The organism is Mesorhizobium australicum WSM2073 (assembly GCF_000230995.2).
Lineage (GTDB): Bacteria > Pseudomonadota > Alphaproteobacteria > Rhizobiales > Rhizobiaceae > Mesorhizobium > Mesorhizobium australicum.
The window spans coordinates 3843486-3869831 of sequence record NC_019973.1; the positions used below are offsets into that span (position 1 = coordinate 3843486).

At 62.3% G+C, this 26346-nt stretch carries 28 protein-coding genes and 3 tRNA genes; 20 read left to right on the forward strand and 11 right to left on the reverse strand.

Going from position 1 to position 26346, the window contains the following annotated elements:
• Window positions 1–83: 83 nt before the first annotated feature.
• Both MESAU_RS18415 and MESAU_RS18420 read left to right on the forward strand, forming a co-directional pair.
• On the forward strand, window positions 84–1202 hold the full coding sequence (locus MESAU_RS18415) for a DUF2157 domain-containing protein (RefSeq protein ID WP_015317552.1): 1119 nt from the start codon (window positions 84–86) through the stop codon (window positions 1200–1202).
• Entirely contained in the window at window positions 1199–1783 is a 585-nt protein-coding gene (locus MESAU_RS18420) for a GDYXXLXY domain-containing protein (protein ID WP_015317553.1), read from the forward strand. Before MESAU_RS18415 ends, MESAU_RS18420 begins: the two co-directional genes overlap by 4 nt.
• A gap of 112 nt (window positions 1784–1895) precedes the next feature.
• Here MESAU_RS18420 and MESAU_RS18425 read toward each other — a convergent pair.
• Window positions 1896–1978, reverse strand: a tRNA-Leu gene (locus tag MESAU_RS18425).
• Window positions 1979–2338: 360 nt separating this feature from the next.
• Here MESAU_RS18425 and tig point away from each other — a divergent pair.
• Both tig and MESAU_RS18435 read left to right on the forward strand, forming a co-directional pair.
• Window positions 2339–3823, forward strand: a complete 1485-nt coding sequence (gene tig / locus MESAU_RS18430) for a trigger factor (protein WP_015317554.1) — start codon at window positions 2339–2341, stop codon at window positions 3821–3823.
• A 176-nt stretch (window positions 3824–3999) separates the two neighbouring features.
• A complete protein-coding gene (locus tag MESAU_RS18435; protein WP_224682526.1) occupies window positions 4000–4500 on the forward strand; it encodes a hypothetical protein in 501 nt (166 codons plus the stop codon).
• A 155-nt stretch (window positions 4501–4655) separates the two neighbouring features.
• On the opposite strand, the gene radC is transcribed toward MESAU_RS18435, so the two are convergent.
• Window positions 4656–5417: a RadC family protein gene (gene radC / locus MESAU_RS18440; RefSeq protein ID WP_015317556.1), complete on the reverse strand. Its 762-nt coding sequence runs from the start codon at window positions 5415–5417 to the stop codon at window positions 4656–4658.
• A gap of 188 nt (window positions 5418–5605) precedes the next feature.
• Here radC and MESAU_RS18445 point away from each other — a divergent pair, with 188 nt between their 5' ends.
• Window positions 5606–5842, forward strand: a complete 237-nt coding sequence (locus tag MESAU_RS18445; protein WP_015317557.1) for a hypothetical protein — start codon at window positions 5606–5608, stop codon at window positions 5840–5842.
• Between the two features lie 84 nt (window positions 5843–5926).
• Here MESAU_RS18445 and map read toward each other — a convergent pair whose 3' ends face one another.
• A complete protein-coding gene (map, locus tag MESAU_RS18450; protein ID WP_015317558.1) occupies window positions 5927–6754 on the reverse strand; it encodes a type I methionyl aminopeptidase in 828 nt (275 codons plus the stop codon).
• Between the two features lie 327 nt (window positions 6755–7081).
• Between map and MESAU_RS18455 the strand changes: the two genes are divergently transcribed.
• From MESAU_RS18455 to MESAU_RS18480, 6 genes are all read left to right on the forward strand, one after another.
• The gene (locus tag MESAU_RS18455) at window positions 7082–7378 is read left to right on the forward strand and encodes a DUF982 domain-containing protein (RefSeq protein ID WP_015317559.1); all 297 of its coding nucleotides are present in this window, start codon (window positions 7082–7084) and stop codon (window positions 7376–7378) included.
• Window positions 7379–7536: 158 nt separating this feature from the next.
• The gene (locus MESAU_RS18460; protein ID WP_015317560.1) at window positions 7537–7800 is read left to right on the forward strand and encodes a DUF6074 family protein; all 264 of its coding nucleotides are present in this window, start codon (window positions 7537–7539) and stop codon (window positions 7798–7800) included.
• Between the two features lie 113 nt (window positions 7801–7913).
• A complete protein-coding gene (locus tag MESAU_RS18465; protein ID WP_015317561.1) occupies window positions 7914–9155 on the forward strand; it encodes a pilus assembly protein TadG-related protein in 1242 nt (413 codons plus the stop codon).
• 6 nt (window positions 9156–9161) lie between these two features.
• Entirely contained in the window at window positions 9162–9602 is a 441-nt protein-coding gene (locus MESAU_RS18470; protein ID WP_041163437.1) for a TadE/TadG family type IV pilus assembly protein, read from the forward strand.
• Complete coding sequence (locus MESAU_RS18475) at window positions 9592–9996, forward strand: TadE/TadG family type IV pilus assembly protein (protein WP_015317563.1); 405 nt, start codon at window positions 9592–9594, stop codon at window positions 9994–9996. The genes MESAU_RS18470 and MESAU_RS18475 overlap by 11 nt, the downstream gene beginning before the upstream one ends.
• 150 nt (window positions 9997–10146) lie before the next feature.
• A tRNA-Cys gene (locus tag MESAU_RS18480) sits at window positions 10147–10222 on the forward strand.
• 100 nt (window positions 10223–10322) lie between these two features.
• Here MESAU_RS18480 and MESAU_RS18485 read toward each other — a convergent pair.
• From MESAU_RS18485 to phaC, 4 genes are all read right to left on the reverse strand, one after another.
• A complete protein-coding gene (locus MESAU_RS18485) occupies window positions 10323–11462 on the reverse strand; it encodes a hypothetical protein (RefSeq protein ID WP_015317564.1) in 1140 nt (379 codons plus the stop codon).
• A gap of 202 nt (window positions 11463–11664) precedes the next feature.
• Window positions 11665–11739 (reverse strand) — tRNA-Glu (locus MESAU_RS18490).
• 245 nt (window positions 11740–11984) lie between these two features.
• Window positions 11985–13232 carry a YcbK family protein gene (locus tag MESAU_RS18495; protein ID WP_015317565.1) on the reverse strand — a complete coding sequence of 416 codons (1248 nt, stop codon included), beginning with the start codon at window positions 13230–13232 and terminating at the stop codon, window positions 11985–11987.
• Between the two features lie 215 nt (window positions 13233–13447).
• On the reverse strand, window positions 13448–15283 hold the full coding sequence (gene phaC, locus MESAU_RS18500) for a class I poly(R)-hydroxyalkanoic acid synthase (RefSeq protein ID WP_015317566.1): 1836 nt from the start codon (window positions 15281–15283) through the stop codon (window positions 13448–13450).
• 98 nt (window positions 15284–15381) lie between these two features.
• Here phaC and MESAU_RS18505 point away from each other — a divergent pair, with 98 nt between their 5' ends.
• From MESAU_RS18505 to recJ, 7 genes are all read left to right on the forward strand, one after another.
• Window positions 15382–15774, forward strand: a complete 393-nt coding sequence (locus MESAU_RS18505; protein ID WP_015317567.1) for a hypothetical protein — start codon at window positions 15382–15384, stop codon at window positions 15772–15774.
• A 44-nt stretch (window positions 15775–15818) separates the two neighbouring features.
• A complete protein-coding gene (locus tag MESAU_RS18510) occupies window positions 15819–17036 on the forward strand; it encodes an LL-diaminopimelate aminotransferase (protein ID WP_015317568.1) in 1218 nt (405 codons plus the stop codon).
• Between the two features lie 37 nt (window positions 17037–17073).
• Window positions 17074–18387 (forward strand): homoserine dehydrogenase, encoded by a 1314-nt coding sequence (locus MESAU_RS18515; protein ID WP_015317569.1) that lies wholly within the window; start codon window positions 17074–17076, stop codon window positions 18385–18387.
• 128 nt (window positions 18388–18515) lie between these two features.
• Window positions 18516–18872, forward strand: a complete 357-nt coding sequence (locus MESAU_RS18520) for a hypothetical protein (RefSeq protein WP_015317570.1) — start codon at window positions 18516–18518, stop codon at window positions 18870–18872.
• A gap of 69 nt (window positions 18873–18941) precedes the next feature.
• Window positions 18942–19109 carry a Thivi_2564 family membrane protein gene (locus MESAU_RS30330; RefSeq protein ID WP_015317571.1) on the forward strand — a complete coding sequence of 56 codons (168 nt, stop codon included), beginning with the start codon at window positions 18942–18944 and terminating at the stop codon, window positions 19107–19109.
• Between the two features lie 201 nt (window positions 19110–19310).
• A complete protein-coding gene (glpX, locus tag MESAU_RS18525; protein WP_015317572.1) occupies window positions 19311–20294 on the forward strand; it encodes a class II fructose-bisphosphatase in 984 nt (327 codons plus the stop codon).
• A gap of 219 nt (window positions 20295–20513) precedes the next feature.
• Window positions 20514–22295, forward strand: coding sequence for a single-stranded-DNA-specific exonuclease RecJ (gene recJ, locus MESAU_RS18530; RefSeq protein ID WP_015317573.1), 1782 nt, complete (start codon window positions 20514–20516; stop codon window positions 22293–22295).
• Between the two features lie 23 nt (window positions 22296–22318).
• Here the strand turns inward: recJ and MESAU_RS18535 are convergent, their stop codons facing one another.
• The 4 genes from MESAU_RS18535 to folE form a co-directional block, all read right to left on the reverse strand.
• Window positions 22319–22876, reverse strand: a complete 558-nt coding sequence (locus MESAU_RS18535; RefSeq protein WP_015317574.1) for a dihydrofolate reductase family protein — start codon at window positions 22874–22876, stop codon at window positions 22319–22321.
• Window positions 22877–22966: 90 nt separating this feature from the next.
• On the reverse strand, window positions 22967–23941 hold the full coding sequence (locus MESAU_RS18540; RefSeq protein ID WP_411908811.1) for a patatin family protein: 975 nt from the start codon (window positions 23939–23941) through the stop codon (window positions 22967–22969).
• Window positions 23942–24021: 80 nt separating this feature from the next.
• Window positions 24022–24483, reverse strand: a complete 462-nt coding sequence (gene hisI, locus MESAU_RS18545; RefSeq protein WP_015317576.1) for a phosphoribosyl-AMP cyclohydrolase — start codon at window positions 24481–24483, stop codon at window positions 24022–24024.
• 42 nt (window positions 24484–24525) lie between these two features.
• A complete protein-coding gene (folE, locus tag MESAU_RS18550) occupies window positions 24526–25161 on the reverse strand; it encodes a GTP cyclohydrolase I FolE (RefSeq protein WP_015317577.1) in 636 nt (211 codons plus the stop codon).
• Between the two features lie 240 nt (window positions 25162–25401).
• Between folE and MESAU_RS18555 the strand changes: the two genes are divergently transcribed.
• Window positions 25402–25848 carry an iron-sulfur cluster assembly scaffold protein gene (locus tag MESAU_RS18555; RefSeq protein ID WP_015317578.1) on the forward strand — a complete coding sequence of 149 codons (447 nt, stop codon included), beginning with the start codon at window positions 25402–25404 and terminating at the stop codon, window positions 25846–25848.
• A gap of 20 nt (window positions 25849–25868) precedes the next feature.
• Window positions 25869–26336, forward strand: a complete 468-nt coding sequence (locus MESAU_RS18560; RefSeq protein WP_157163658.1) for a cell envelope integrity TolA family protein — start codon at window positions 25869–25871, stop codon at window positions 26334–26336.
• Window positions 26337–26346: the final 10 nt, after the last annotated feature.

Below are 26346 nucleotides of genomic sequence, written 5' to 3' on the forward strand. Positions count from 1 at the left end.
AAAGAAGCCAGATCAGAAAGTGCCGCGACGTCAACGGTTTGGGGCTGATCGGCTGAAAAAAGACCAACTGGGGGAGAAGGGGAATGGCGGGCTATTCATCACGATTAAGGTCCGATATCGCGCGGTGGCGGCAGGCAGGCCTGATCGACGCCGCCACAGCCGATTCCCTGGTCCGTGACGTCGACGCCAACGCCCGCCAGTCGCTCAGCTTCGGCTCGACCCTCGCGATGATGGCGGCCCTGCTCTTTGGAGCGGCCATCCTGATCTTCGTCGCCGCCAATTGGGAAGCGATCCCGCGGCTGGCGCGGGTGGCCGCGCTGTTCGCCGTTATCCTTGGCGGCTATGTCGGCGGGGCGGTGCTGAAGACGCGCGACCATGCGGCGATCGGCGAAGCCCTGTGGATCGTGGCGGCGGCCGCGTTCGGCGCTTCGATCGCGCTGATCGGGCAGATGTACCATTTGTCCGGCGACGAGGCTTCCGCCCTGGTCACCTGGGGCGCCGGCACGGCATTGGCGGCGGTTGCGCTGCGCTCCAACGCGCTGACCGTGGCAGCGATCGGCATCGCCGACGCCTGGCTGTTCCTGAAAGGGTTCGACTATTACAGCCGTAGCGAGTTTCCGCACGCCTTCGTCGTCATGGCGGTGGTGCTGTTTGCTGTTTCGTTCTGGACCCGCAGCCAGCCGGCGCGGCATCTGATCATCCTGTCGCTGCTTTTCTATCTGGTGCTCCTGGCCATGGATCACGCGACGCTGCCGGTAGCGATCCCTCTGGTCATCGTCTCTGTCGCGCTTTTTGCTGCTGCCGCCCTTGCGCCGGAACCGGTCGACAGGATCGTGCAACTCGGCGGTCGTTTGCCCCTGCACGCGCTGCTTGGCTTCCTCACCGGCCTGGCCATCATCCAGTTCGAACTGGCTGGCGAGAGCACCTACAACAGCGGTTTCGCCATCGCTTCGGTCGTCGCATTGGCGGGGATCGTCGCGGCAGTCGTGTTCGCAGGCCGTGAGAGCCGTGGCCTGCGCTGGCTGGCCTATCTCGGCTTCGCCTTCGAACTCGCCATCATTTATGTCGTGACGCTTCAGTCGATGCTCGACACCGCCGGCTTCTTCCTTGCCGCCGCGCTGCTGCTGGGCGTGCTTGCGATCGTCATCATCCGCGTCGAAAAACGCATGAAGGGTCCGGCCATTGGGGGAGCCACGGCATGATGACCGGGAAGAGGCTTGTCATCTCGGCGCTGGTGCTGGCGCTCGTCCAACTCGGTTTTCTCAGTTGGATCATCGCCAGCCGGGCGGCGATCCTGCGTAACGGCAAGGAAGTGCTGCTGAAGATCGAACCAGTCGATCCGCGCGACTTGCTGCGCGGCGACTATATCGTCCTCGGCTATGACATCTCGCGCATACCGGTGAAAATGATCGCCAACATTGCGTCCGACAAACAGTCCAGCGACGACACCTCGATCGTGGTCCGGCTGAAGAAGGGCGCCGACGGCTACTGGACGCCGACCGCCGCCTGGTTCGGCACGGCGCCGACGCCGGCCGCCGCGGACGAAGCCGACATTTCGGGCCATGTCGCCGCAGGTTGGGATCTTCGCGGCGAAGGCATGACGATCGCGCCGGATTACGGCATCGAGCGCTTCTATCTGCCCGAAGGCGAGGGGATGGCGATCCAGAGCGATATGCGGGTGCGCCCGTTCGGGATCAAGCTGGCGCTCGCCGCCGACGGCACGGCGCAGATCAAGGCGCTGATGGATGGCGACAAGACGCTTTTCGAGGAGCCGCTCTATTAGGTCGTGGGACGCGCGATAACGACGCCGGTCCTCTTCGCCAGGTCTCGCAGGACGCTCCTTCGTCTAGCGAGCTCGGGGTGACCTGCCACCCGAAGCTCGAAGAGCGAAAAAGTGGTGCGGGTAGAGGGACTCGAACCCCCACGATCTCTCGCCAGAACCTAAATCTGGTGCGTCTACCAGTTCCGCCATACCCGCGTGGCCCGGCAATCCCATGTAGCCATCATTCTGTCAATGTCGGAGACAAGATGTCGGCTCAGGGCCGGAATGTTGGTTATTCGCCTAAACGCGAAGACTGTTGAAAATTAGGCTCGCCTGTGACAAAAGGCGTGTCAAATGTGACGGAACGCGACGATCCGCTTCTACAAGATGTGATAAGAAGTAGGAAAAACAAGAACTTATTCACATTTTGGAACGCAGTTTGGGAGAGTTTGAGCCGTATTTCCGGTCAAATCGCCAGGTTCCGTACCAAAAGCCATTCCCGGCAAGAATTACCGGCAGGCTGTGAACGGCAGGGAGCCGTTTGGCAGCCTCATTGGTGAAAACAAAGGTTTTACGATGCAGGTCACCGAAACTCTCAATTCCGGTCTCAAGCGCGAGATCAAGATCACCGTGCCGGCCGGTGATATGGAAGCCAAGCTGATGGCGCGGCTGTCGGACGCCCGCAACAAGGTCCGCATCAACGGCTTCCGTCCGGGCAAGGTGCCGGTGCAGCACCTGCGCAAGGTCTATGGCAAGTCGTTCATGGCCGAAGTGGTCAACGAGATCCTCAACGACTCGACCCGCTCGATCATCACCGGGCGCGGCGAAAAGGCCGCCATGCAGCCTGAGGTCATCATGACCGAGGACGAGAAAGAAGCCGAGAAGATCCTGGCCGGAGGCGCCGACTTCGAGTTCCGCCTCAACTATGAGGTCATTCCGGCGATCGAGATCAAGGATTTCTCCGACATCAAGGTGACGCGCCAGGTGTTCGACGTTCCGGATTCGGAAATCGACGACCAGGTCAAGCGCGTCGCCGAATCGGCGCGCAGCTACGAGCCGAAGACCGGCAAGGCCGTTGAAGGCGACCGCGTCACGATCGACTATGTCGGCAAGATCGACGGCGAGGCTTTCGCTGGCGGCGCCGGCAACGACCAGCCGCTGGTGCTGGGCTCCAAGGAGTTCATTCCGGGCTTCGAGGATCAACTGATCGGCGCCAAGGCCGGTGACGAGAAGCAGATCACCGTGACCTTCCCGGAAAACTACCAGGCGGCGCATCTGGCCGGCAAGGAAGCGACCTTCGAGGTCACCGTCAAGGAAGTGTCGAAGCCCGGCGAGCTCGAAATCAACGACGAGACCGCCAAGAACCTTGGCCTGGAATCGCTCGAGCGCCTGCGTGACATCGTGCGCGGCCAGATCGAGAACCAGTTCGGTTCGATGACGCGCCAGAAGGTCAAGCGCCAGCTGCTCGATCAGCTCGATGCGGCCTATTCCTTCGAAGCGCCGTCGAAGCTCGTCGAAGCCGAGTTCAACAACATCTGGGCGCAGGTCAACCGCGACCTGGAAGCCGCCGGCCGCACCTTCGCCGACGAAGAGACGACCGAGGAAGAAGCGCGCGCCGAATACATGCGCCTTGCCGAGCGCCGCGTGCGCCTTGGCCTGGTGCTGGCCGAGATCGGCGAGAAGGCCGGCGTCACGGTTTCGGACGAGGAACTGCAGCGCGTCCTGTTCGAGCAGGTTCGCCGCTTCCCGGCCAACCAGCAGCAGGAAGCCTTCGAGTTTTATCGCAGCAATCCCGAGGCGCTCAACGCGCTGAGGGCGCCGATGTTCGAGGAGAAGGTTGTCGACCACCTGCTCGAACAGATCTCGGTCACCGACGTCAAGGTCAGCAAGGAAGAGCTGATGGCCGACGACGAGGAAGACGAGACCAAGGCCAAGGCGAAGCCGGCCAAAAAAGCCGCGTCGAAGAAGGCCGAAGCCAAGGCAAGCGATGCCGCTGACGAGACGGAAGAGCCGAAGAAAAAGGCCGCGCCGAAAAAGAAGGCCGCCAAGGACGCCGAATAGGCCGCTCATGGCAGCGAATTCCGAAAGGCCGCCTCCGGGCGGCCTTTTTTCGTTGCCAAACTGCAACATCGGATTCGTTCCTGATGGGCACCGGTGGCGATACGAAGCCTTGATCATTATCTGGTTGGTTGGAAGGCCAGAGGTAATTGGTGATGTCGTTGGGGGTGTTCGTGGGAATGAGGCGCGCTGCCGCCACGGTGCTTTTCCTTGCCTTGGCCTGCGGCGCTGCCGGGGCCGGTACGGACAATTGGCGTTTTGACACGGCCAATGACGGCCTCGTCACGGCGTCGGTCTATGCCACCAACAAGCTGATCACCGGAGGCGGCGCGCTGAGCTACAGCCCGGTGCTGACCATCGCTTGCCGGGCTGACGGCGAGCCGGCCTGGACCGAATGGCTGCAATTGAACGACGCGGTCTCCGCAAGCCGGAAGATCACCATGTCGGTCACCATCGACGGCGCCGGCAAATTCGACGAGAGCTGGTCGGTCGGCACGCGCGGCAGGCAGCTGATGCACGACGGCGCCGATGGCATCAAGCGCCTCGTTCCGGCAAACCGCCTGCTGCTGTCATGGCGCTTCGGATTGTTGTCGGGGCGTGGCCAAGCCGATTTCGACCTCGCCGGCTTCGACGAGGCGGTCAGCCAGATTGCCGGCAGCTGCAAGACCGATCGGCCTTGATTTTAGAAGAGTGGCGATCTTTTGGGCTGTCGCCACTGGAAGATTGATCCGCGAGTGCGCGGCATCAGCATCGTTCTTTCCACAATTGAATGATTTCAAATTCCGGCCAGGATAATCGCCAGCGCCGTGACGTTGCCGTCTCACGAATACAAGACCTAGATCAGCAACAGGCCCTTCATGCTGGCGTATCCTTTGCGCCCGATGATGATGTGGTCGTGCACGGAAATGCCCAGCCGCTTGGCGGCTTCGATGATCTCTTTCGTCATCTCGATATCGGCACGCGACGGCGTCGGGTCGCCGGAGGGATGATTGTGGACCAGGATGATCGCGGTGGCCGACAGTTCGAGCGCGCGCTTGACCACTTCCCTTGGATAGACGGGTGTGTGGTCGACCGTGCCTGTCTGCTGCACCTCGTCTGATATCAGCGCGTTCTTCTTGTCGAGGAAAAGGATGCGGAACTGCTCGCGCGCCTCGAACGCCATGGCCGAGCGGCAATAGTCGAGGAGCTGCTGCCATGACGAGAGGATTTCGCGGCCCTGAACCTCGCCGCGCGCCATGCGCTGGGCGGTCGCCGCGACGACCTTCAGCTCGAGCGCCACGGTCGGGCCGATGCCCGTGACCTCCTGCAACAGGCCGACGGGCGCGCCGAGCACTTCGGCCAACGTGCCGAAGCGGGCCAGCAGCGCCTTCGCGACCGGCTTGGTGTCGGCGCGCGGGATCCGGCGGAAAAGCAGGAGTTCCAGCAGTTCATAGTCGGGCAAGGCATCCGGGCCGGCCGAGGCAAAGCGCTCGCGCAGACGATCACGGTGGCCGAGATAGTGAGGCTTTTCGGCGGGAGCCTGTCTGGCCTTCGTGGCTTGCCGCACTGGCACCACGGAGAAGAAACTCCGCTCGTCGTCATCGCCCTGTGTCGCCATGTGCCGCCCATCCAGCCCGAGCAATGATCGCTGATCCCCGCGAAACACTAGGACGGCGGGCGGGGGCGGTCGAGGTCTTTTCGGCGGCAAGGAATAAGTAAGCCACCGACCTCAACGCAATGTTGCGGCAATGGGGGTCGCGCAAGCTCATGGCATCGCCATTGATGGCCCCGCATTGGAGAACCAAGATGCCCAGCCTCCTTCGTATCCTGCTGTCCGTCGGGCTGTTTCTGAGCTTCAGCCCTGCAATGGCTGCCCTGGTGATCGATGCCGTACCCGCCGGTAGCCGCTCTGATCAGAACCTCCCGATCCATTTCATCCAATACGATGATCCTTGCACGGACGGCCGTTACCCGCGCGAACGCTATGATCCTGCACCGATGGCAGGATCAGCGATGGCCGTCTGCGCAGTTGCCGGGAAATAATGCGCTGGCTACGAGATCAGGACGAGACTGGCGGCCGCGCAAACACTGGAAACAGGCCGCTATTCAAGACCTCGCCACGGTGTCCTAAACCGGCAGGCCGGGGCGGTCGAGCTTTTTGGGCGACAGCGTGAAAATCTCGCAGCCGGTGTCGGTCACGCCGATCGTGTGCTCATACTGCGCCGACAGCGAGCGATCGCGCGTCACCGCCGTCCAGCCGTCCGACAGGACTTTCACATGCGGCCGGCCAAGATTGATCATCGGTTCGATGGTGAAGATCATGCCGGCGCGCATTTCCACGCCTTCATTGGCGCTGCCATAATGCAGGATGTTGGGGGCATCATGGAACAGCTGGCCGACACCGTGGCCGCAGAAATCGCGCACCACGGAGCAGCGCTCCGCTTCGGCGTAGGTCTGGATGGCGGCGCCGATGGCGCCGGTGCGCGCGCCCGGCCTGACCGCGGCGATGCCGCGCATCAGACACTCATGGGTGACCTCGAGCAGGCGTTCGGCGGCGCGCTTGATCGTGCCGACCGGATACATGCGCGAGGAATCGCCGTGCCAGCCATCGAGGATGTAGGTCACGTCGATGTTGACGATATCGCCATCCTTCAGCGGCTTGTTGTCGGGAATGCCGTGACAGACGACATGGTTGATCGAGGTGCAGGACGATTTCGTGTAACCGCGATAGTTGAGTGTGGCCGGCAGCGCGCCGTTGTCCATGCCGAACTCGAAGACGAAACGGTCGATCGTGTCCGTGGTGACGCCGGGACCGACCATTGGCACCAGCTCGTCCAGGCAGCGCGCGGTGAGGTCGCATGCCTTGCGCATGCCGGCAAAGCCTTCCTCGCCATAGAGGCGGATCTGGCCGGTGTTTCTGAGCGGTGCAGTGGCGGCGTCGAGATAGGTGACCATTTTATCCATATAGAAGGTGGCGCGCGGCAGGAGTGAGGCGCGTAAGTGGCACCAGATTTGGCACTTGGGGGCGAAAGGTTCAAGGAAGAACTGCCTGATGCGGTCTCAGCCGCCCGGATATTCGCTTGCCGAGGCAATGCCTTTCCGGTTTTTCGCGGCGTTGCTTTCCACTGCCGGGCCGCCTGGTGCCGGCAGGCTTTGCCTTTGCCGCTGCAGCAAAGCGGCGACTTTCCGCAGTGACGACACATTTCCGTGGCACAAAACGAACGAAGCAACTTTTGACGACGAACGGCGTTGCTTGGGCGATGCCGGTTCGGGAGATGTCGAATGGACAGATTGCAATTCGAGGTGCCGGTGCGCATCGCACCAGGCCCCGGCTTGCCCGTCGAGGAAATCTACAGCGTCGAGCAGGCGCTCGATTTTCTGCAGGATTGGCCGGCACGCCGGCAGGGGCCGGTGTATCAGAAAGCCTTCAATGCCTGTTTCGGTGCCACGGTGGATGTGGTCGAGACCGAAGACGCCTGCCGGGCGTTCATGGCGTTCTGCCGTGTCACCGGACTGATGGCCGGCGACATGATGGTGCCGCGCAAGCGCGGCGGCGAGGCGAGAGCACTGCCGGCCTGAGGGCCGCCGGGTGAACCAGTTCGGGTTCGAAAGTACATGACAATTCGCGTGCGCGACGCATCGGCCGGTCACCGTTAAGCTTCCGTTTCCACCTTCGCTGTTAGCCATTGCTTGTTCGGCAATGGTTGATTCGTTGCGTCAGTTTCATGGTTCGGAAGATGTACCCAGAAAAAGTCCGTGCGTTCCCGATCGATCGTCAGGTATTCTTGGTCAGGGAAGTTGCCGCCAAGCTCGGCAATCTGCATGGCGAGACCGCCACCTCGTTCTGGAAGGCAAAAGCGACGGAGTTGCTCGATCTCGTTGTCGGGACGGGCAGGGACAGAACGGCAGCCAGCGACGAAGTGCGCAGGTTCTTCCTGGCCGTGCAAAGAGAATTGTTGGCTGAGTCGAACGGTGAGTCCGCGCCAGTTCTTTCTGCCTGAAGCGGCGGACGCCGATCAGGCAATGGGACCCCCGATCAAACAATGGCACCCCTGATCGAAAATGAGCCTAAGTTTTAGCCTTTCGTTCATATATGCGTGCTTTCTAATTGACCATGGTGTTCAACTGCTTCACCCGGATACGGCTGACGGCGGCCGGCATAGGCCGCAGCAGAGCCGCGAACGTCGCCACCATCTTTGCCCTCACCCTGCCGATCGTTGTCGGTGCGGCGGGTTTTGGCGTGGAAACCTCCTATTGGTACTATAACAGCTTGAGACTGCAGGCCACGGCGGATGCCGCGGCCTATGCCGGCGCGCTGGAGCAGATCTCGGGTTCCGATACGCCGACTATCGTCGCGGCGGCGACCCAGTCGGCCGCGACGAATGGGCTTGGCGCAGGCACGATCGTCGTCAATACGCCGCCCGCGTCCGGACCGAACACGGCCAAGAAAGCGGTTGAGGTGATCGTCGGCCAAAAGCTCGATCGGATGTTCACCCTGATCTTCACTCAGACCCAGGTTCCAGAACAGGCGAGGGCCGTGGCCCTCATCACCAATGCTTCGAAGGCCTGCATACTCGCGCTCGATCCGACCGCCTCGCAGGCTGCCCTGTTTTCAGGCAACACCGGCGTGAAGTTCACCGGCTGCTCGGTGATGGCCAATTCGATCGCCTCGGATGCCATCAAGCTTCAGGGATCGGCGGGTCTCCAGGCCGATTGTCTGATAACGGCGGGCGGCGTCTCTCTCAGCAATCCCGTCACCACCGTTTGCGCGGCCCCGATCACCCAGGCGCTGCCTGCCGCGGATCCATTTGCCGGCCTGCCGGCCCCGGCGGCCTCGAACCCCTGCAAGAATATCAATGGCAACAAGACGACGCAAACGATCCAGCCGGGGACCTACTGCAGTGGACTCAGCCTCAGCGGCGATGTCACCCTTTCGCCTGGGGTCTACGTCGTCCAGGGGGGCGATTTCAAAGTGAATGCGAACGCCAACGTCTTCGGTGACGGCGTCACCATCTACCTCGCCGGCGCCTCGCGTGTGTCGATGAACGGCAACGCCACGGTCAATCTGAGCGCGCCGACGTCCGGCAGTTACTCGGGCGTGCTGATGTATGGCGACAGAACGGCCACCGGCGGACAGAGTACCTTTAACGGCACGGCAACCTCGCTGCTGACCGGCGCGCTCTACTTCCCCAGGCAGCAGGTAAACTATCTCGGGAATTTCTCCGGCAAAAGCGGGTGCACGCAGGTTGTCGCCGACATGATCCAATGGTCCGGCAACGCGACCATCAATCAGGATTGCACGAGCCTTGGAATGGGCGATATTTTCGCCGCCCAGTCCGTGATGCTGGTCGAGTAACCTTCCGTGGATCGCCGATCGTACTCAATTCTTAAAGATGAGGTAGGCGCTGCGGCCGTTGAGTTCGCGATGGTGCTGCCCTTCCTGTGCCTGGCGCTGCTCGGCATCGTCGACGGCTGGTCATACGTCACGAACTCACTGTCGATGCGCGCCGGCGTCAAGACAGCGGCAAACCTGGTGCTGGCTGGGTCGACTGACGATGCGGCAACGCAGGCCGTTGCCCTTTCGAGCTGGGAGAAGCGGCCGGACGACGGACAGGTCACGCTGAGCCGGATCCACAAATGCGGGACGACGGTGGTCGACGCCTCGACGCTGTGCAGCGGACCGAAGTTGTCGGCGGTCTTTGTTCAGATCCAGGCATCGGCCACCTGGACCCCGCCCTTCACCTTCGGCGTCTTTTCCGCCCCCAGCACGATCGGCCACCAGGAGTTGATCCGTGTTCGGTAATGCGAGGGGCTTCAGGGCCGATCGATCGGGCGGAGCCGCGCTCGAATTCGCGCTGATCGCACCGTTCCTCATCATGCTGCTATTCGGAATCTTCGCCTTCGGCTGGTCGATGAATTCGGCCTCAAGCGTTCGGTACACGCTGGAGGCGTCCGCACGGTCCCTGCAGCTTAACAACACGCTGACTCAGGCCGACATCCAGGCGATCGCGACGCAGAAACTGCTTGCGCTGGGTCTGAAGGATGTCAACGTCACGATCGCCATCGATCCCGTGAGCGGCGGCTTTCGCATAGCGCACCTGACCGCTGCCTATGCGTTCGTCATAGACTTCCCGTACTTCAGTGCCTTTCCGATCAATTATGCGACGACCGTTACCGTGCCGCTGGTCGGCAGCTAGACGTGGGCTGTCCCTGCCATGTCGGCGAAGGACGTTTGGAACGGTTCCATTCCGCCCAGTAACAGGCTCTTTTGCCAGCGCGGGATTGTCGAAATTTTTATCCAAGACATCAAGAATCTTTAAACGTGTGCCCTTTACGAAAGCACGTATGGCCTCGTGGCGGAGCGGCTACGCTAGAGACTGCAAATCTCGGAAGCCTCGGTTCGATTCCGAGGCGAGGCCTCCAAAATCCCGATGCGGCTGGATCGTCGGTCCGGGACGGGATTGGAGCCATCCCTGGTCCATTCCGCATTACGCCAAGCGGTTCCGCTTGGGTGCAAAAAGCTCTAACGGAACAGATATCTCGACACCTCGGGGTTGCCGCGGCGCCACATCACGTTATCGAGGAAGTAGTGGTGTACGTTGATGAAAATCAACACGATGAAGAAGAACAGCGACGATCCAAGGACCTCCCGGTCATAGGGGACAATGGCGGTCAGCGCGGTCGGAATCAGCCAGAAACCCAGACCGCCAAGGAGGAGGCCAGCACTGATGAACTCCAGGAGCCGCACTCTGTAGGCCGGACCAAGAATCGACAGGATTCTGGATTGCGGAATTTTTTCGGCATCGCGCGCATCACGCTCGACATTGCTCTGATAGCGCCAGACCACCGCCAGGTACTGCAAGGAATGGAGCGCCGGCACCACGAGCAGCCAGAGCGGATTCATCCTTACGATCAGAATCCAAAGATATAGCGACGCGCTGTAGGCGACGATGCCGTTATATGGCAGGCCGCCGCCATTCCTGGTCCAACGATTGATCAGCATCACAAGGGTGGCAGCCGTGGAAGCGGCCGCGGCCGAGAGTGCAATCGCATTGAGCCATGCAGGGGTGGCAAACGTATAATATTCCAGCCCCAGATATTTTCCCTGGCTGACCGCCGTGTTCGTCTGAAGCCATGCGAACAGCCAAACGGCATAGCTGTTGACCAGCAGGATTTTCTTGTCCGGATCGGTGAAGAACCGGCGCTTCAGGACGGCATCCACCATCAACATGCCGTAGCCTTGCTTGACGTAGTGCCAACCCACGAAAAAGAACATCGCGTTGGTTGCATTCCCCAAGAGCCGGGCGTTAGCCGTTATCGAGCCATAAGCGAAAAATGCGCCCATGAGCAGGGGAACGACGATGCCGGCGAAGATGTAGCGGATCTGCAGGTTCCTGTCGTATCCGTCGCCACGCAGCTTCCGCCCAAAATTGCGGTAGAAGAGTTGGTAGGAGTGGGCGAAGTGCGGATAGTTGATCAGATAAGCCAGGAAAAGCATCGTCGCCGCAACGAGCCCTTCGTATCTCAGCGGCACGAAATACAGCACCGGCAAAATCAGGAATGCGCTGCCGCCAAGCATCAGAAAGTCGGCGAGCTGACCAAAGAGATATTTTGGAGGCGTTGCCGCAGGAGCGCGTGTATCCGCCGAAAGGTGAACTGCCATATGAGCGCTCCCTTGCGGTCCATTTAACCACCGGCCCGTTTGCTCGACAAGAACGAGAATCCGAGCGGTCACCGCAACAGGCTTGAGCATCGGCCGAAACGGACGCCGTGATCCTCAAATTGTCGATGCGGTGCCGCCCTGCCAAATCTGCCGGGCACTCGCTGTGTAGAATCGGGAAGGAGAGACCGAGGTCTGAAAAACCTGGTACGCCCAAGGGGAATCGAACCCCTGTTACCGCCGTGAAAGGGCGGTGTCCTAACCGCTAGACGATGGGCGCGCTCAGACGAAGCGGCTTATACTGGCGTTGTGCGCAACCGGCAACCCGTTAGGTGCCGCCTTGGACAACTTTTTTCCGACCTGCCAAATCAGCGTTTTCGCGGGGCGGAAGAGCTTGCAATTTGCGGTGACGTCAGGCGCCTCGGCATCCTCGGGTGTTCGCGACGGAGCTTCGCTCCTGCTCTGCCCGTGGATGACGAAGTCGCGGCCTTCGCCGCTGACAGGCTCCGGCCCGACAAATCGCCGCTAGCCGTCGTCACCGCCGCTGCGCCGGCGGCAGCGCCAGTTCCAGTCGCGCTCGGGGCCGACGTCGACATGAACCGATTCGGTGTGGCAGTAGGTGCCGACGCCACCGCGGCCGGGCATGGTCCTGATGTAATTCGCAAGCTCCCACTTGGAGACGCCGGGCACCTGGATGTCGGCGGCGGCGCAATACATGTGCAGCGAATTCTTGGCGCCGTTGGCGCGACGGTTGCGGGCCGGATCGCGATAGCCCGAGGTCACCATCATCTTGCGGCCGTAATGGCCTTCGATCGTCTTCAGCACGCGCACAAGGGACGGCTTCAGGCAAGCCACGTCGACGCTCTCATTCTGCTTCAAGAGACCGTTGGGCGCGAGCCGAGCCATGCCGGCGGCGGAGGCAACCTGATAGGAGCCGCCCGAGCCTTCGTCCTCGTTGAGGTCGACGTCGCTTTCATCGTCGAGGCCGGATTTGCGCTTGATCTCGAACAGGGCCGTCTGGCGCACGCCGGGCAAGGCGTCACTGCCGGTGATGTGACCGGCATCGCCGCCGAGTGAAGCCAGTTGCAGTGGCTTCTGCGTGGAATCAGCAGAGGCCAAAGTGATGATCGGTTTTGCCGCAGGCGGAGCAGGCTTGGGCTGCACGGCAGGCTGTTCGCCCGATCGGGTGTTGACCAGCGGAGCAGGCGTCGCCGAAGCCGGGGTGGCGCCGAACATCGAGGCCAGGAAGCCTTTTTTCTTCGGCGCGTCGGCTTGCGGTGCCTCGCCGGCGGTCACGTATACCGGATTGTTCATCACCGGTGCCGCGGCTGGCGTCGGCGCGGTGGCTGCGGCATCGGCGGCGGCGATCTTCTGGGCGACCGCGTCGGTCTGCCGCGCCGTCTGTACCGGCTGCTGCAAGGACTGCGGCGTCTGTCCCGCGATCGTTTCCGCGCCGGCCGGTATGGTGAGCGGGAAAGTGGCCCCAGGCTTGGCAATCGGTACGTAAGCAACCTTTTCGGGGAGTGCCGTGTCGCTTTCGCTCATCACGGTCGTCTGCTCTGTCGCCACTTGCGACGACGAATCAGCGGCGAGAGGCTTGCCCGCGGAGGCGGCGTGGAGGTCCGATGCGGAAGCATTATAGCCGGGCATTCCAACCGACATTGTCGGATCGCCAGCCGATGTGCAGGAGGCCAGAAGCATGGAGCAGAGCGCTGCCACAATGGCGCGGCGTTCTCCCTTTGCGAGGCTCCATCCTGCTGATTTCAAAGTCAAATTCCCCCTCGGTGTCCGATCGGTATATACCTGGCGCCGACTGGTATGTCCGCGTCAGGTGGACCTTTGTCTCCGATCCGGAAACGAGACCTGTGTCAAATCAGCAAGCCTGTAAGTATTTTTGCAGCGATTGCCGAATTGCGGCCGCTTGATGGTTGACGACACCATTTCGCCCGCTTTTGCGGGGGCGTCAACTCACCAGACATTACAGTCCGTTACACACGCACCTTGACATAGGTCCCGGGAGCATCGCCCAAGGTTTTCATATGCTTGCCGGGTTTGCGGGCAGGCACACGGGTGTTGTCCTTGGCCTCTATCCAGCCTTGCCAGTGCGGCCACCAGGATCCCGGATGGCCGGTGGCGGAGGCTATCCACTGGTCGAAGTCGCCCTTCGGCGGACCGCCGGTCCAGTACTGATATTTGTTGGATGCGGGCGGATTGACGACGCCAGCTATATGGCCCGATCCCGCCATCACGTACTCGACCGGGCCGCCGAAATATTTCGAGCCGAGGAAGACGGACAGAGCCGGCGCGATGTGATCTTCCCGGGAGGCGAGATTGTAGACCGGAATGGTGACATCGCCGAGCGAGATCGTGTGGCCCGCCAGTTGCATCGTGCCGCGCGAGAGGTTGTTCTCGAGATAGCAGTTGCGCAGGTAAAAGGAGTGGTTGGCCGCCGCCATGCGGGTCGAATCGGCGTTCCAGTAGAGCAGGTCGAAGGGCAGGGGGTCCTTGCCGCGCATGTAGTTGTTGACAACATAGGGCCAGATCAGGTCACCCGAGCGCAGCATGTTGAAGGCGGTCGCCATCTTGGTGCCGTCGAGATAGCCCTTTTCGTTCATCGACTTTTCCACCGCCGCGACCTGTTCCTCGTCGACGAACACTTTCAGATCGCCGGCATGGGTGAAGTCGACCTGTGTGGTGAAGAAGGTCGCCGACTTGATGCGGTCGTCGCCTTCCCCAGCCATCAGCGCCAAGGCCGCCGCCAGCAACGTGCCGCCGACGCAGTAGCCTATAGCATTGACGTCGCGCTCGCCGGTCGCCTTCTCGATCGTGTCGAGGCCGTATTGCAGGCCTTCCCTGATATAGGCTTCCCAGTTCTTGGCGCCGTGGCGTTCATCCGGATTGATCCAGGAGATGACGAAAACGGTGTGGCCTTGCTCGATCGCCCAGCGGATGAAGGATTTCTGCGGGTTGAGGTCGAGTATGTAGAACTTGTTGATCCAAGGCGGGCAGATCAGCAGCGGGCGCTTCAGCACCGTCTCGGTCGCCGCATCATACTGGATGATCTCGGCGACATCGCTGCGGCCGACCACCTTGCCGGGCGTGGTGGCGATGTTCCTGCCGATCTCGAAGGGTGAATAGTCAGCCTGACGCAGTTTGAGGTCGCCTTTGCCGGCGGCGATGTCCTCAGCCAGCATCTTCATGCCGCGCACCAGGTTTTCGCCGTTGGAGGCGACGGTTTCGCGAAACAGTTCGGGATTGGTCAGGATGAAATTGGACGGCGAGATGGCGTTGGATACTTGCTTGACGTAGAAGCTCGCCTTGTGGCGGGTATGCTCGTCCAGGCCTTCGGCATGGTCGACCAGTTCGGACGCCCAGCGCGAGGTGACCAGATAGGCCTGTTTCAAGAAGTCGAAGAAGGCGTTGCGGCCCCATTCCGGGTCCTGGAACCGCTTGTCGCCGCGCTCCGGCTTGACGGCATCGTCGGCGCCTTCGGCATTGGGGCTGACGCGCTGGATGGCGTTCGCCCAAACCGTCATGTAGCCAGCGAACAGCCGCGTCTGCGCTTCGAGCGCCCGCTGCGGATCGGCGAGCCAGTATTCGCTGAGCTTGGAGAAGGTCTTGACCATGTCGACGACCGGCTCGGCGACCTGGTCGCGCACCTCACCTTTTTCGCGCGGTTCGGCCCATGCGGAAGCCGCCTTGCCAGCCTGCTCGATCATCCGCGCCATGTTCAGCGCGAAGCGTTCCGGGTCCTTCACCAGATATTGCTCGACCGTCGAAGGTCCGCCATCTTCCGCTTTGCCCGAATCGGGTGTTTTGGACATGGTTCGCGGGGTTCCTCCGGAAGCGTTTTCTTGACATATTAACATGGGACATCCGACAGGGTCCAATCTCGCTCTACCCCGGCTGCCAAGGAAACAATATGACGATTAAGTTTGGCGAGACTGTTTTTTTCGGTGCCGGCCACTTTTGCCGCATCAGCGCGGCCCTCATGCTCCTGGCCGTTGCCGGATGCTCGAGCACGAATACCAGCGGTCCGGTGCCGATGGCCACCGACGCGGGCCCGAAGGACACCGGCACCTTTCCGAACCTCAACATCCCGCCGCAGGTGGCGGCGAAACAATTCACCGAGGCCGAGAAGAAAGCCAAGCTCGCCCAGTTGAAGGCCGACGAGAACGGGCAGGGCGCCAAGGGCGGCGGCGCGGCCGTCACCAACCAGGCGGCGCTGACCGATCTCGCCAAGAAACATGGTCCGCAGACCCTGAAGCAGATCGAAGGCAAATGCGACCCCGCCCTCGACCCTACCTGCAAATGAGTATATAGCGCGCGCCCAACGCTCCCTTGCTGTCTGGAACTGCCATGGAAGAATTTCACAAGGTCCGCCGGCTTCCGCCTTACGTGTTCGAGCAGGTCAACCGGCTCAAGGCGAGCGCCCGTTCGCGGGGCGCCGACATCGTCGACCTCGGCATGGGCAACCCGGACCTGCCGACGCCCAAGGCCATCGTCGACAAATTGTGCGAGGTCGTGCGCGATCCGCGCACGCACCGCTATTCCTCGTCGCGCGGGATTCCCGGTTTGCGCCGCGCCCAGGCAAACTACTATGCCCGCCGCTTCGGCGTGAAGCTCAACCCCGACACCCAGGTGGTGGCCACGCTCGGTTCGAAGGAAGGCTTCGCTAACATGGCGCAGGCGATCACCGCGCCCGGCGACGTGATTCTGTGCCCCAACCCGACCTATCCGATCCATGCCTTCGGCTTCATCATGTCGGGCGGGGTCATCCGCTCGCTGCAAGTCGAGCCCGATGACGGCTTCATTCCGGCGCTCGAGCGCGGCGTCCGCCATTCGATCCCGAAGCCGCTAGCGCTGATCCTCAACTATCCATCGAACCCGACGGCACTGGTCGCCTCGCTCGATTTCTACAAGGACGTGGTGGCCTTCGCCAAGAAGAACGACATCATCATCCTGTCCGACCTCGCCTATTCGGAAATCTACTTCGACGGCAATCCGCCGCCTTCCGTGCTGCAGGTGCCGGGCGCCATCGACGTCTGCGTCGAGTTCACCTCGATGTCGAAGACCTTCTCCATGCCCGGCTGGCGCATGGGCTTCGCCGTCGGAAACGAACGGCTGATCTCGGCGCTGACCCGGGTCAAATCCTATCTCGACTACGGTGCCTTCACGCCGATCCAGGTGGCGGCGGCGCACGCGCTCAATGGCGACGGCGCCGATATCGCCGAGGTGCGCGACATCTATCACAAACGCCGCGACGTGATGGTCGATGCGTTCGGCCGCGCGGGATGGACCATTCCGGCCCCCGCGGCCTCGATGTTTGCCTGGGCGCCGATCCCTGAGCCGTTCCGTCATCTGGGCTCGCTCGAATTCTCCAAGCTGCTCATCGAGCACGCCGATGTGGCGGTGGCGCCCGGTGTCGGCTTCGGCGAACATGGCGACGATTTCGTGCGCGTAGCACTGGTCGAGAACGAACACCGGATTCGCCAGGCGGCACGCAACATCAAGCGCTTCCTGTCGGCCAGCGCCAAGCAGCCCAACAATGTGGTGCCGCTGTCCGCCCACCGGTAAATACAAATTCGATCTTATTTGAGGGGCGTCGCCTTCCATGGCTGAAGCACTGCGTGTTGGAATTGCTGGACTTGGCACGGTCGGTGCATCGGTGGCGCGCGTGTTGCGCGACAAGGCGGCGGAACTGACCCGCCAATGCGGGCGCGACATCATCGTGTCGGCGATTTCCGCACGCGACCGGAAACGCGAGCGTGGCATCGATCTGAGCTCCGCGAATTGGTTCGACGATCCGGTCAAGATGGCGCAGACCGCCGAGATCGACGTGTTCGTCGAGCTGATCGGCGGCGATGAGGGGTCGGCGCGCGCCTCTGTGAAGGCCGCGCTCGAAGCCGGCCGCCATGTCGTCACCGCCAACAAGGCGCTGCTTGCCAAGCATGGCGTGGCGCTTGCCGAAATCGCTGAAAAGAAGGGCGTGCTGCTCAATTACGAGGCCGCGGTGGCAGGCGGCATCCCGGTCATCAAGACGATGCGCGAGGCGATGGCCGGCAATTCCGTCACTCGTGTCTTCGGCATCCTCAACGGCACCTGCAACTATATCCTGACCCGCATGGAGGCCGAGGGCGTCTCCTTCGACGTCGTGCTGAAGGACGCGCAGCGGCTGGGTTATGCCGAAGCCGACCCGACCTTCGACATCGAGGGCCATGACACCGCGCACAAGCTGTCGATCCTGACCAGCCTTGCCTTCGGCACCAAAATCGCCGCCAACGACATCTACATGGAAGGCATTTCTAACATTACCCAGGCCGACATCCGTGCCGCCGGCGATCTCGGCTACCGGATCAAGCTGCTCGGTGTCGCCCAGCGCACCGAAAGCGGCATCGAGCAGCGTGTGCACCCAACCATGGTGCCGACTGCTTCGGTCATCGCGCAGGTGCATGGTGTCACCAACGCGGTGGCGATCGAGACCGATATCCTGGGCGAGTTGCTGCTCTCGGGCCCCGGCGCCGGCGGCAATGCCACCGCCTCGGCGGTCATCGGCGACATCGCCGACATCGCCAAGAGCCGGCCCGGCTTCCAGCATGGTCCCGTCTTCGGCCGGCCGGCGAAGGAGCTGAGACCGTATAAGAAGGCGCAGATGCGCAGCCATGCCGGCGGCTACTTCATCCGGCTGACCGTGCACGACCGCATCGGCGTGTTCGCGGCGATCGCCAAGCGCATGGCCGACAACGATATTTCGCTGGAATCGATCGTCCAGCATGCGGTCAGCGGCGAGGCGGCGGCGCAGAAGACGGTGATCCTCGTCACCCACGAGACTACCGAGGCCGCCGTGCGCAAGGCTGTCGACGGCATTACCAAGGACGGCCATCTGACCGACAAGCCACAGGTCATCCGCATCGAGCGGGCAGGGTAGCAGGCAGCCTCGTTGCCGTGGGCATAACCACCGGCGGTGTATCTCGGTTCGGTGAGGACGTCCCGCTGCCGCCGGAACGAATTGGCGTCGGTACCGTTCTCTTGGTCAGCAACCAAGGGAGCCGCTTCATGGCCGATACCAACAAATCCGACGCCCCTGACATCGGCGACATCCAGAAGACGCTGGAAAAGCAGATCGCCGACCTGCGCAAGGAGATCACCAAGATCAACAAGAGCATTTCGCAGCGCAGCGCGGAAATGCTCGATGATGCCAGTGAGCAAGCATCGGATTTCTACGATACTGCCGCTTCCCGCGCCTCGCGGACAGCGCAGCAGTTGCGCAGCCAGGCCCAGTCCGTTTCGGAAGTCGCGCGTGAAAATCCGGGCACGACGACCGCCGTGGTTGGCGTGATCGGCCTGCTCGGGTTTCTGGCCGGGATTGCCGTCGGCCAGTCGATGAACGACACCTCGCGCCGCTGGTATTGACCGCGCCGATATTGAGCCGGCAATGCCGGCTCATTTCTCCGTTTCAGCAAGTCATTTAAGGAGGGCATTGTGGCTTCGTCCGTGTTAATCGGCATCCTGATTACATTTCTGGTCATCATTCTCGTTCTCTACCTGGTGCAGCGGCTGCCGCTCGACGCCAGGATGAGGCAGATCGTCCAAGTCATCGTCATCATCATCGGCATTATTTCGCTGCTCAAATACCTCGCGGTTTTCTAGGACCACGAAGACGGCAATTTCTGTTTCGTGCCGGCCCGGTTGATCCCAAGCCGGGCCGGCATTGTTTTCAAAAATTCGGTTCAATCGATTGATATTGCTATCCTTTCGATAAACCATCCGGCAGGTCTTGCCGTTGTCATGGTCGTTTGACAAAACAAGCACGCCTCTGGCGGGAGGCGGCATCAAACGAGGATTTGCCGAATGAATGTGGCCCAGAACATCGTCGCCGGCCTTGACCGGATACTCACCATGGAACTGGTGCGCGTCACCGAACGGGCCGCGGTCGCGGCCGCCAGGCTGCGCGGCCGCGGCGACGAAAAGGCTGCCGACCAGGTCGCCGTCGATGCCATGCGTGAGGAGCTCAACCGCCTCGCGATCAAGGGCACGGTGGTGATCGGCGAGGGCGAGCGGGACGAGGCGCCGATGCTCTATATCGGCGAGGAGGTCGGGACCGGCAAAGGGCCCGCGGTCGATATCGCGCTTGATCCGCTCGAAGGCACGACGATCTGCGCCAAGAACCTGCCGAACGCGCTCGCCGTGATCGCGATCGCCGAGAAGGGCAGCCTGCTGTTCGCGCCCGACGTCTACATGGACAAGATCGCGGTCGGTCCCGGTTACGCCGACGGGGTCATCGATATCGACGCCTCGCCGGCCGAAAACGTCGCCAGCCTTGCGCGAGCGAAGGGCGTTGCTGTGTCCGACATCACGGCCTGCATCCTCGACCGTCCGCGCCACGCCAAGCTGATCGATGCCGTGCGCGCCACGGGCGCCGCGATCCGGCTGATCGGCGACGGCGACGTCGCCGGCGTCATCCACACCACGGACGCGGAAGAAACCGGCATCGATATCTATCTCGGCACCGGCGGCGCGCCGGAAGGCGTGCTGGCCGCGGCGGCGTTGCGCTGTACCGGCGGCCAGATGCAAGGCAGGCTGATCCTCGATACGCCGGAAAAGGTCGCACGTGCCGCAAAGATGGGCATTTCCAATCCGAAGCGGATCTATCAAGCGGAAGACATGGCGCGCGGCGACGTGCTGTTCGCGGCCACCGGTGTCACCGATGGCAACATGCTGGCTGGCGTCAAGTTCGGCCGCACATACATCACCACCCACACGATCGTGCTGCGATCGTCATCGCGGACCGTGCGCGAGATCAAGGCCAGGCACCAGGATATGGATAAGTTCTAGACCCGCTTGCGAAGCCGGGCCGCAGTTGTTAGCCATCTGGCTGCCTCCGATGGCGGCAAGGGTTTAACGATGACACCGCCCGATCGGCATGCGGCCTCTGATGTCTCGGGCGGCCAGCGAACGGTGGGTGCACGGCTGAAAGGCGGAAAGCGTAGTTTTTCTTGAAGTCTCCCGCGGCCTTTGGCTTATCCTGCCGCCAACCATGAGTTGGCAAAGCGCATGATGGGCGAAAGGCGCCTCTTCCTCGATGTCAGGCAGTCGGCAACCGGTCTCTCCTGGGAGCACCGGCTGACCGAACGGCAGGACATGATCGCGCTCGCCATCGCACAGGGTCATGGCGTGCCCGACATCGTCGCGCGCGTTCTTGCCGGACGCGGCGTGGCCGCCGATGAGACCGAGCGGTTTCTGGACCCGACGATCCGCGACCTGTTGCCGAACCCGGCCTCGCTGACCGATATGGACAAGGCCGCTATCCGCATCGCCGCCGCCGTCATGGCGCGGGAGAAAATTGCGATCTTCGGCGATTACGACGTAGATGGCGCGGCCTCGTCGGCCTTGCTGAAGCGGTTTCTCACGCATTTCTCGGTGCCGTCCGAAATCTATATCCCGGATCGTATTTTCGAGGGCTACGGTCCCAATCCCGATGCCATGCGCGAACTGGTATCGCGCGGCGCGACGCTGATCGTCACAGTCGATTGCGGCACCAACAGCGCCGTTTCGATCGACGCGGCCAATGCCGCCGGCGCCGATGTCGTGGTGCTCGACCACCACCAGGTCGGCGGCGTCTTGCCTGCGGCAATTGCCGTCGTCAATCCAAACCGCGACGACGACCTTTCCGGACAGGGCCATCTCTGTGCCGCCGGTGTCGTGTTCCTCGCCTTGGTACAGACCGCAAAGGTGCTGCGTGGCCTGAGCGATGTCACGCCGCCCGACCTGCTTTCCCTGCTCGATCTCGTGGCGCTTGCCACCGTCTGCGACGTGGTGCCGCTCACGGGCGTCAATCGCGCCTTCGTCGTCAAGGGTTTGCAAGTGGCGCGGCAGCAGAAGAATGAAGGAATGGCCGCGCTGGCACGAGTGTCGCGCGTTGGCGAGCCGATCAGCACCTTCCATCTCGCCTATCTGATCGGTCCGCGCATCAATGCGGGCGGGCGAATTGGCGATGCGGCACTCGGTAGTCGGCTGCTTGCAACGGACGATCCCGTCGAGGCGCAGACCATCGCCGAGACGCTAGACCGGCTGAACCAGGAGCGGCAGCTGATGGAGCAGGAGATGCTCGCCGCCGCGCGCGCCGAAGCCGATGCCGAGCTCGCGGGCGGCAGCGGGCCGGCGATCGTCGTCACCGCCAGCAACAGCTGGCACCCCGGCATCGTAGGCCTGCTTGCCTCACGACTGAAGGATCACGCACGGCGGCCGGCCTTTGCTATCGCCTTCAACGCCAACGGCACCGGCACGGGCTCGGGCCGTTCGGTGTCGGGTTTCGACCTTGGCCGGCTGGTGCGCGAAGCCGCCAATGCCGGGCTCATCGTCAAGGGCGGCGGCCATGGCATGGCTGCCGGCATCACCGTCGAGCGGGCAAGACTGGGTGAGCTCAGGGCCTTCTTCGAGGAGCGGGCAGCCGCCGACGTTTTCAGGTTGCAGGATGAGGAAAGTCTGGCGATAGACGGCGCGCTTGCCGCCGAAGGCGCGACGCTCGGCCTGCTCGATGCGTTGGAAAAGGCGGGGCCCTTCGGTGCCGGGCATGTCGCGCCTGTTTTCGTGCTGCCGCGCCATCGGCTGGCCGACATCAGGCCGGTCGGCACCAACCATATTCGCGCCGATTTACAGTCGGAGAGCGGCGGCCGCATCCAGGCGATCGCCTTTCGCGCCGTCGATACGGTGCTTGGCGAGTTCCTTTCCAAGAACCGCGGCAAGACGGTGCATGTCGCCGGCTCGCTGTCGGGCAATTACTGGAACGGCAACCGTACGGTGCAGTTTCGCATCATCGACGCCGCGCGGGCGTAGGGCGCGCCGGAAACCCGCGCAATTCAGCCGGCCGGCGCATAACGCAGCAACGTCACGCCCTGGGGGAGACTTTGCGTGCCGAGCGGGGTCAGCGCCAGCGACAGGCCGGATTCAAAATATGGCTTGCCGCCACCCAGCACCACGGGATGCATATAGAGCCGGTATTCGTCGATGAGGCCGGCTCGTGCCAGAGAGGCGGCAAGGTCGGCGCCGCCAAGGATGACAAGGCCATCGGCCTGCGCCTTGAGAGATCGTACCGCATCCTCCGCATCGCCATCCACCAGCCGGGCATTGAGCCCGACTTGCCGAAGCGTGGTCGAGAAGACGATCTTCGGCGTTTCGCGCCATGCATGGGCAAAATCCCGCTCGACCTCGGTGGCGCCGGTTTCGCGTTCAGGGCTGTCCCAGAAGCGCATGGTTTCGTACATGCGCCGTCCGGCGAGCACGGCGGAAGCCTGCCTCATCATGTCGTTGAAGTGCTGGTGCAGTTCCGCCTCGGGCACTGGCAAGCCGATGTCCCCGTTCGATCGGGCGATATAGCCGTCCAACGACGTCAGCATGGAATAGACAATCCTGGCCATCGGCACCTCCGCCTCAAGCGACGCAGACACCATAACCAATTGCGTTTGGCAATCAGTTTGCCCTGAGGCCAATACAACTTGAGGAACGGTCTAGGCGAGAACCGTCTGCAGCCGCGTCAGTTCGCCGATCTGCGCCATCGTCGCCTGGTAGCCGAGCTGGATCGCCTCGTCGGCCCGGTGAAATTCGGTGAGGCCGATATGGCTGAGCTTGGGCTGCAGCGACATGTCGGGCGGATCGCCGGCAAGTCTCGCCCGCGAAATACGGTCCTGGATGATGTTGAAGGCTTCGACCATCACGCCGGTGATGCCCAAACGCGTCTGGTGCGATTGGTGTTGGGCGTCGACCTGGCCGGGCCTTGGCGCATCCTTTTCGATAACCAGCTCGCCAGCGCTGTGCTTGATCACGGCGGCGCGGCCGAACAGGTCGTAGTGGAGGTTGACCGCCACGACGAGCGGCTGCTCGTAGGCGCGGCAGACCGAAACGGGCACCGGGTTGACCAGCGCTCCGTCGACCAGCACGCGGCCGTTGCAATCGACAGGCTCGAACACGCCAGGCAGCGCGTAGGACGCGCGCATGGCGGTGATCAGCGATCCGCTCGACAGCCAGATCTCGTGGCCGGTGCGGATTTCCGACGCGACGCAGACAAATGGCTTGGGCAGATCGTCGAAGCGGATGCCGGCCACGTGCTCGCGCAGGCGCGCGTCCAGCTTCATGCCGCCGAAGAGGCCGCTGCCGCGCAGGTTGAGATCGAGCAGGCCGAAGATACGTCGTCTGGTGAGGCTGCGGGCGAACTCTTCCAGCTCATCCAGTTTGCCGGCGAGATAACAGCCTCCGACCAGGGCGCCGATCGAGGTGCCGGCGATCATCGAGACTTCGATGCCGGCTTCATCGAGCGCGCGCAGCACGCCGATATGAGCCCAGCCTCTGGCGCAACCGCCGCCAAGCGCGAGCGAAATACCTGTTTTCTTGGGGGAGGTTGTTTCGGATGCGCCGCCTGCCGAGGACAGGCCGTTGGCCTCCCTGACATCTGGTCTGTTACGCAATGACGCCCATTCGAGCATCATGATCTCCCTTGTCCCAGGCTAGTATACGGACGGGCCGTATCGAAATGATGAATCTATGTGGTCGGTGTCAGGCAGAAGGTTCAAGCTGATGGCTTCCGATACGTGTTTTCCGCATCGAACAGCGGCTTGCTGCCGTCGTCGGCAAGCGTCCCCTTGCCGTCGATCAGCCCCACCGTCCGATAAAAGCATGAACGCCGGCCGGTGTGACAGGTTGCGTCGTGGCCCAACACTTTCACGCGAAGCCACACCGCATCCTGGTCACAATCCGTGAGCATCTCGACGACATGCTGGAAATTGCCCGAGGTTTCGCCCTTCTTCCAGAGCGTGTTGCGCGAGCGCGACCAGTAATGGGCAATGCCTGTTTCCAGCGTCAGAGCCAGCGCCCGTGCATTCATATGCGCGACCATCAGCAGCATGCCGTCGGCGGCATCGGTGACGACGACGGTGACAAGACCGGCGGCATCGAAGCGCGGCGAAAACACCGCGCCTTCCTCCAAGGCTTTCTTGTCCGAGGGAGCTTCCGGAAATTCCAGTGCCGACATTGCCGGTCTATCTTCCTATTGACCGCGACGTCGGCAAAGGGCTTACGCCCTGCCGCCGCGCACCATGGTGACAAAACGAACCTGCTCTTCGGGCGTATCCTTGAAGACGCCTGTGAAGGTGGAGGTCAGCGTGGTGGAACCTTGCTTGCGGATGCCGCGCATGGCCATGCACATGTGCTCCGCCTCGATCATGACGGCAACGCCGCGCGGGTTGAGCACATCCTGGATGACGCCGGCAATCTGGGCGGTCAGGGCTTCCTGCGTCTGCAGCCGATGGGCAAAGATATCGACGACGCGCGCGATCTTGGACAGGCCGACGACCTTGCCGTCGGGCAGGTAGCCGACATGCGCCTTGCCGATGATCGGCACCATGTGATGTTCGCAATGCGAATGGAACTGGATGTCCTTGACGATGACCAGGTCATCGTAGCCGGCGACCTCCTCGAAAGTACGGCCAAGCTCCTCGGCCGGGCACATGTCGTAGCCGCCGAACATTTCGCGATAGGCCTTGGTCACGCGCTTGGGCGTGTCGATCAAACCCTCGCGATCCGGATTGTCGCCGGTCCAGCGCAGCAAGGTGCGTACGGCGGCCTCGACTTCGGCCTCGCTCGGGCGGTCGGTGACCGGCTTTTCCATATAGGCGGACTGGGGCATTAGTTTCTTGATGACGGCATCCATAAAAGGCGTCTCCCGTAGTTCCTCTCTGAGGAGGAACGAGTTGAACGGACCACGACCTTTCGGTGTCGGAAACTCGCCCCGTTTCCAGCCCCGTAAGCGGCGTGAACTTCCCGGCAAGGACAGTGGCGTTCGCCGCCTTGTCGATACCGGACTGCCAGCATTATATATGGTCGTGCCGAGCGAATGAAAGACGCAACAACGGCAATCGCTGTTCGCTTGGCGGCGACGGATTGGAAAATAATGATCAACGACGTCTACAACGCGAAAATTCTCGGTTTTGCCGGAAATATCGCCCGCATCGGCCGGCTCGATCATCCCGACGCGACCGCGAAGGCGCATTCCAAGCTGTGCGGGTCGACCGTTACCGTCGACCTCAAGATGGAGGACGGCGTGGTCACCGACTTCGCCCACGACGTGAAGGCCTGCGCGCTCGGCCAGGCATCGTCCTCGATCATGGCGCAACATGTCGTCGGCGCCAGCGCCGAGGAATTGCGCGCGGTGCGCGAGACCATGCTGAAGATGCTGAAGGAGAACGGCGCGCCGCCGGAAGGCCGCTTCGCCGACCTCGGCTATCTGGAGCCGGTGCGCGACTACAAGGCGCGTCATGCGTCGACCATGCTGACTTTCGACGCCGTGGTCGACGCCATCGGCCAGATCGAGAAGAAGCGCGCCGACGAAGCGGCCTGAGAGTGGTCTTCGAGCTTACGGTGAGCGGATCCCGCCAGAGCGGTCGTTCATGCCATGGCTTTGTGTTCGCCGGTACTCTTGCCGCTTCACTTGTGTCGGCCGGTGGCTCAAGCGGGGCGGAACCAGCAGTCCAGCGCGATATCGGCGACTATCTCATGAGGGCCGTCCAGCCCTGTTGGAACGTGCCCGCAAATGCCACAAATACTGCACGCGTCCGGATCAGCCTGAACAAGGACGGATCGCTCGCCGGGCCGCCAAAAATCGTCGGCCCCGTGACATCGGCAAGGCATAAGGTTGCCGAAGCCGCCATTCGCGCGATCACGCGTTGCGCGCCGTTTCCCGGGCTGGCGTCCTACGGCGCCGACTATGATTTGTGGCGCGACATCGTCGTCACATTCTACCCAGCAGTCGACCCGGCGGCGGGACATCCGTCCATGGACATCAACGACCTCGATAAACTTCTCGGAAAATACAAGAAGGTAAAGTAGCCGGCTCCGG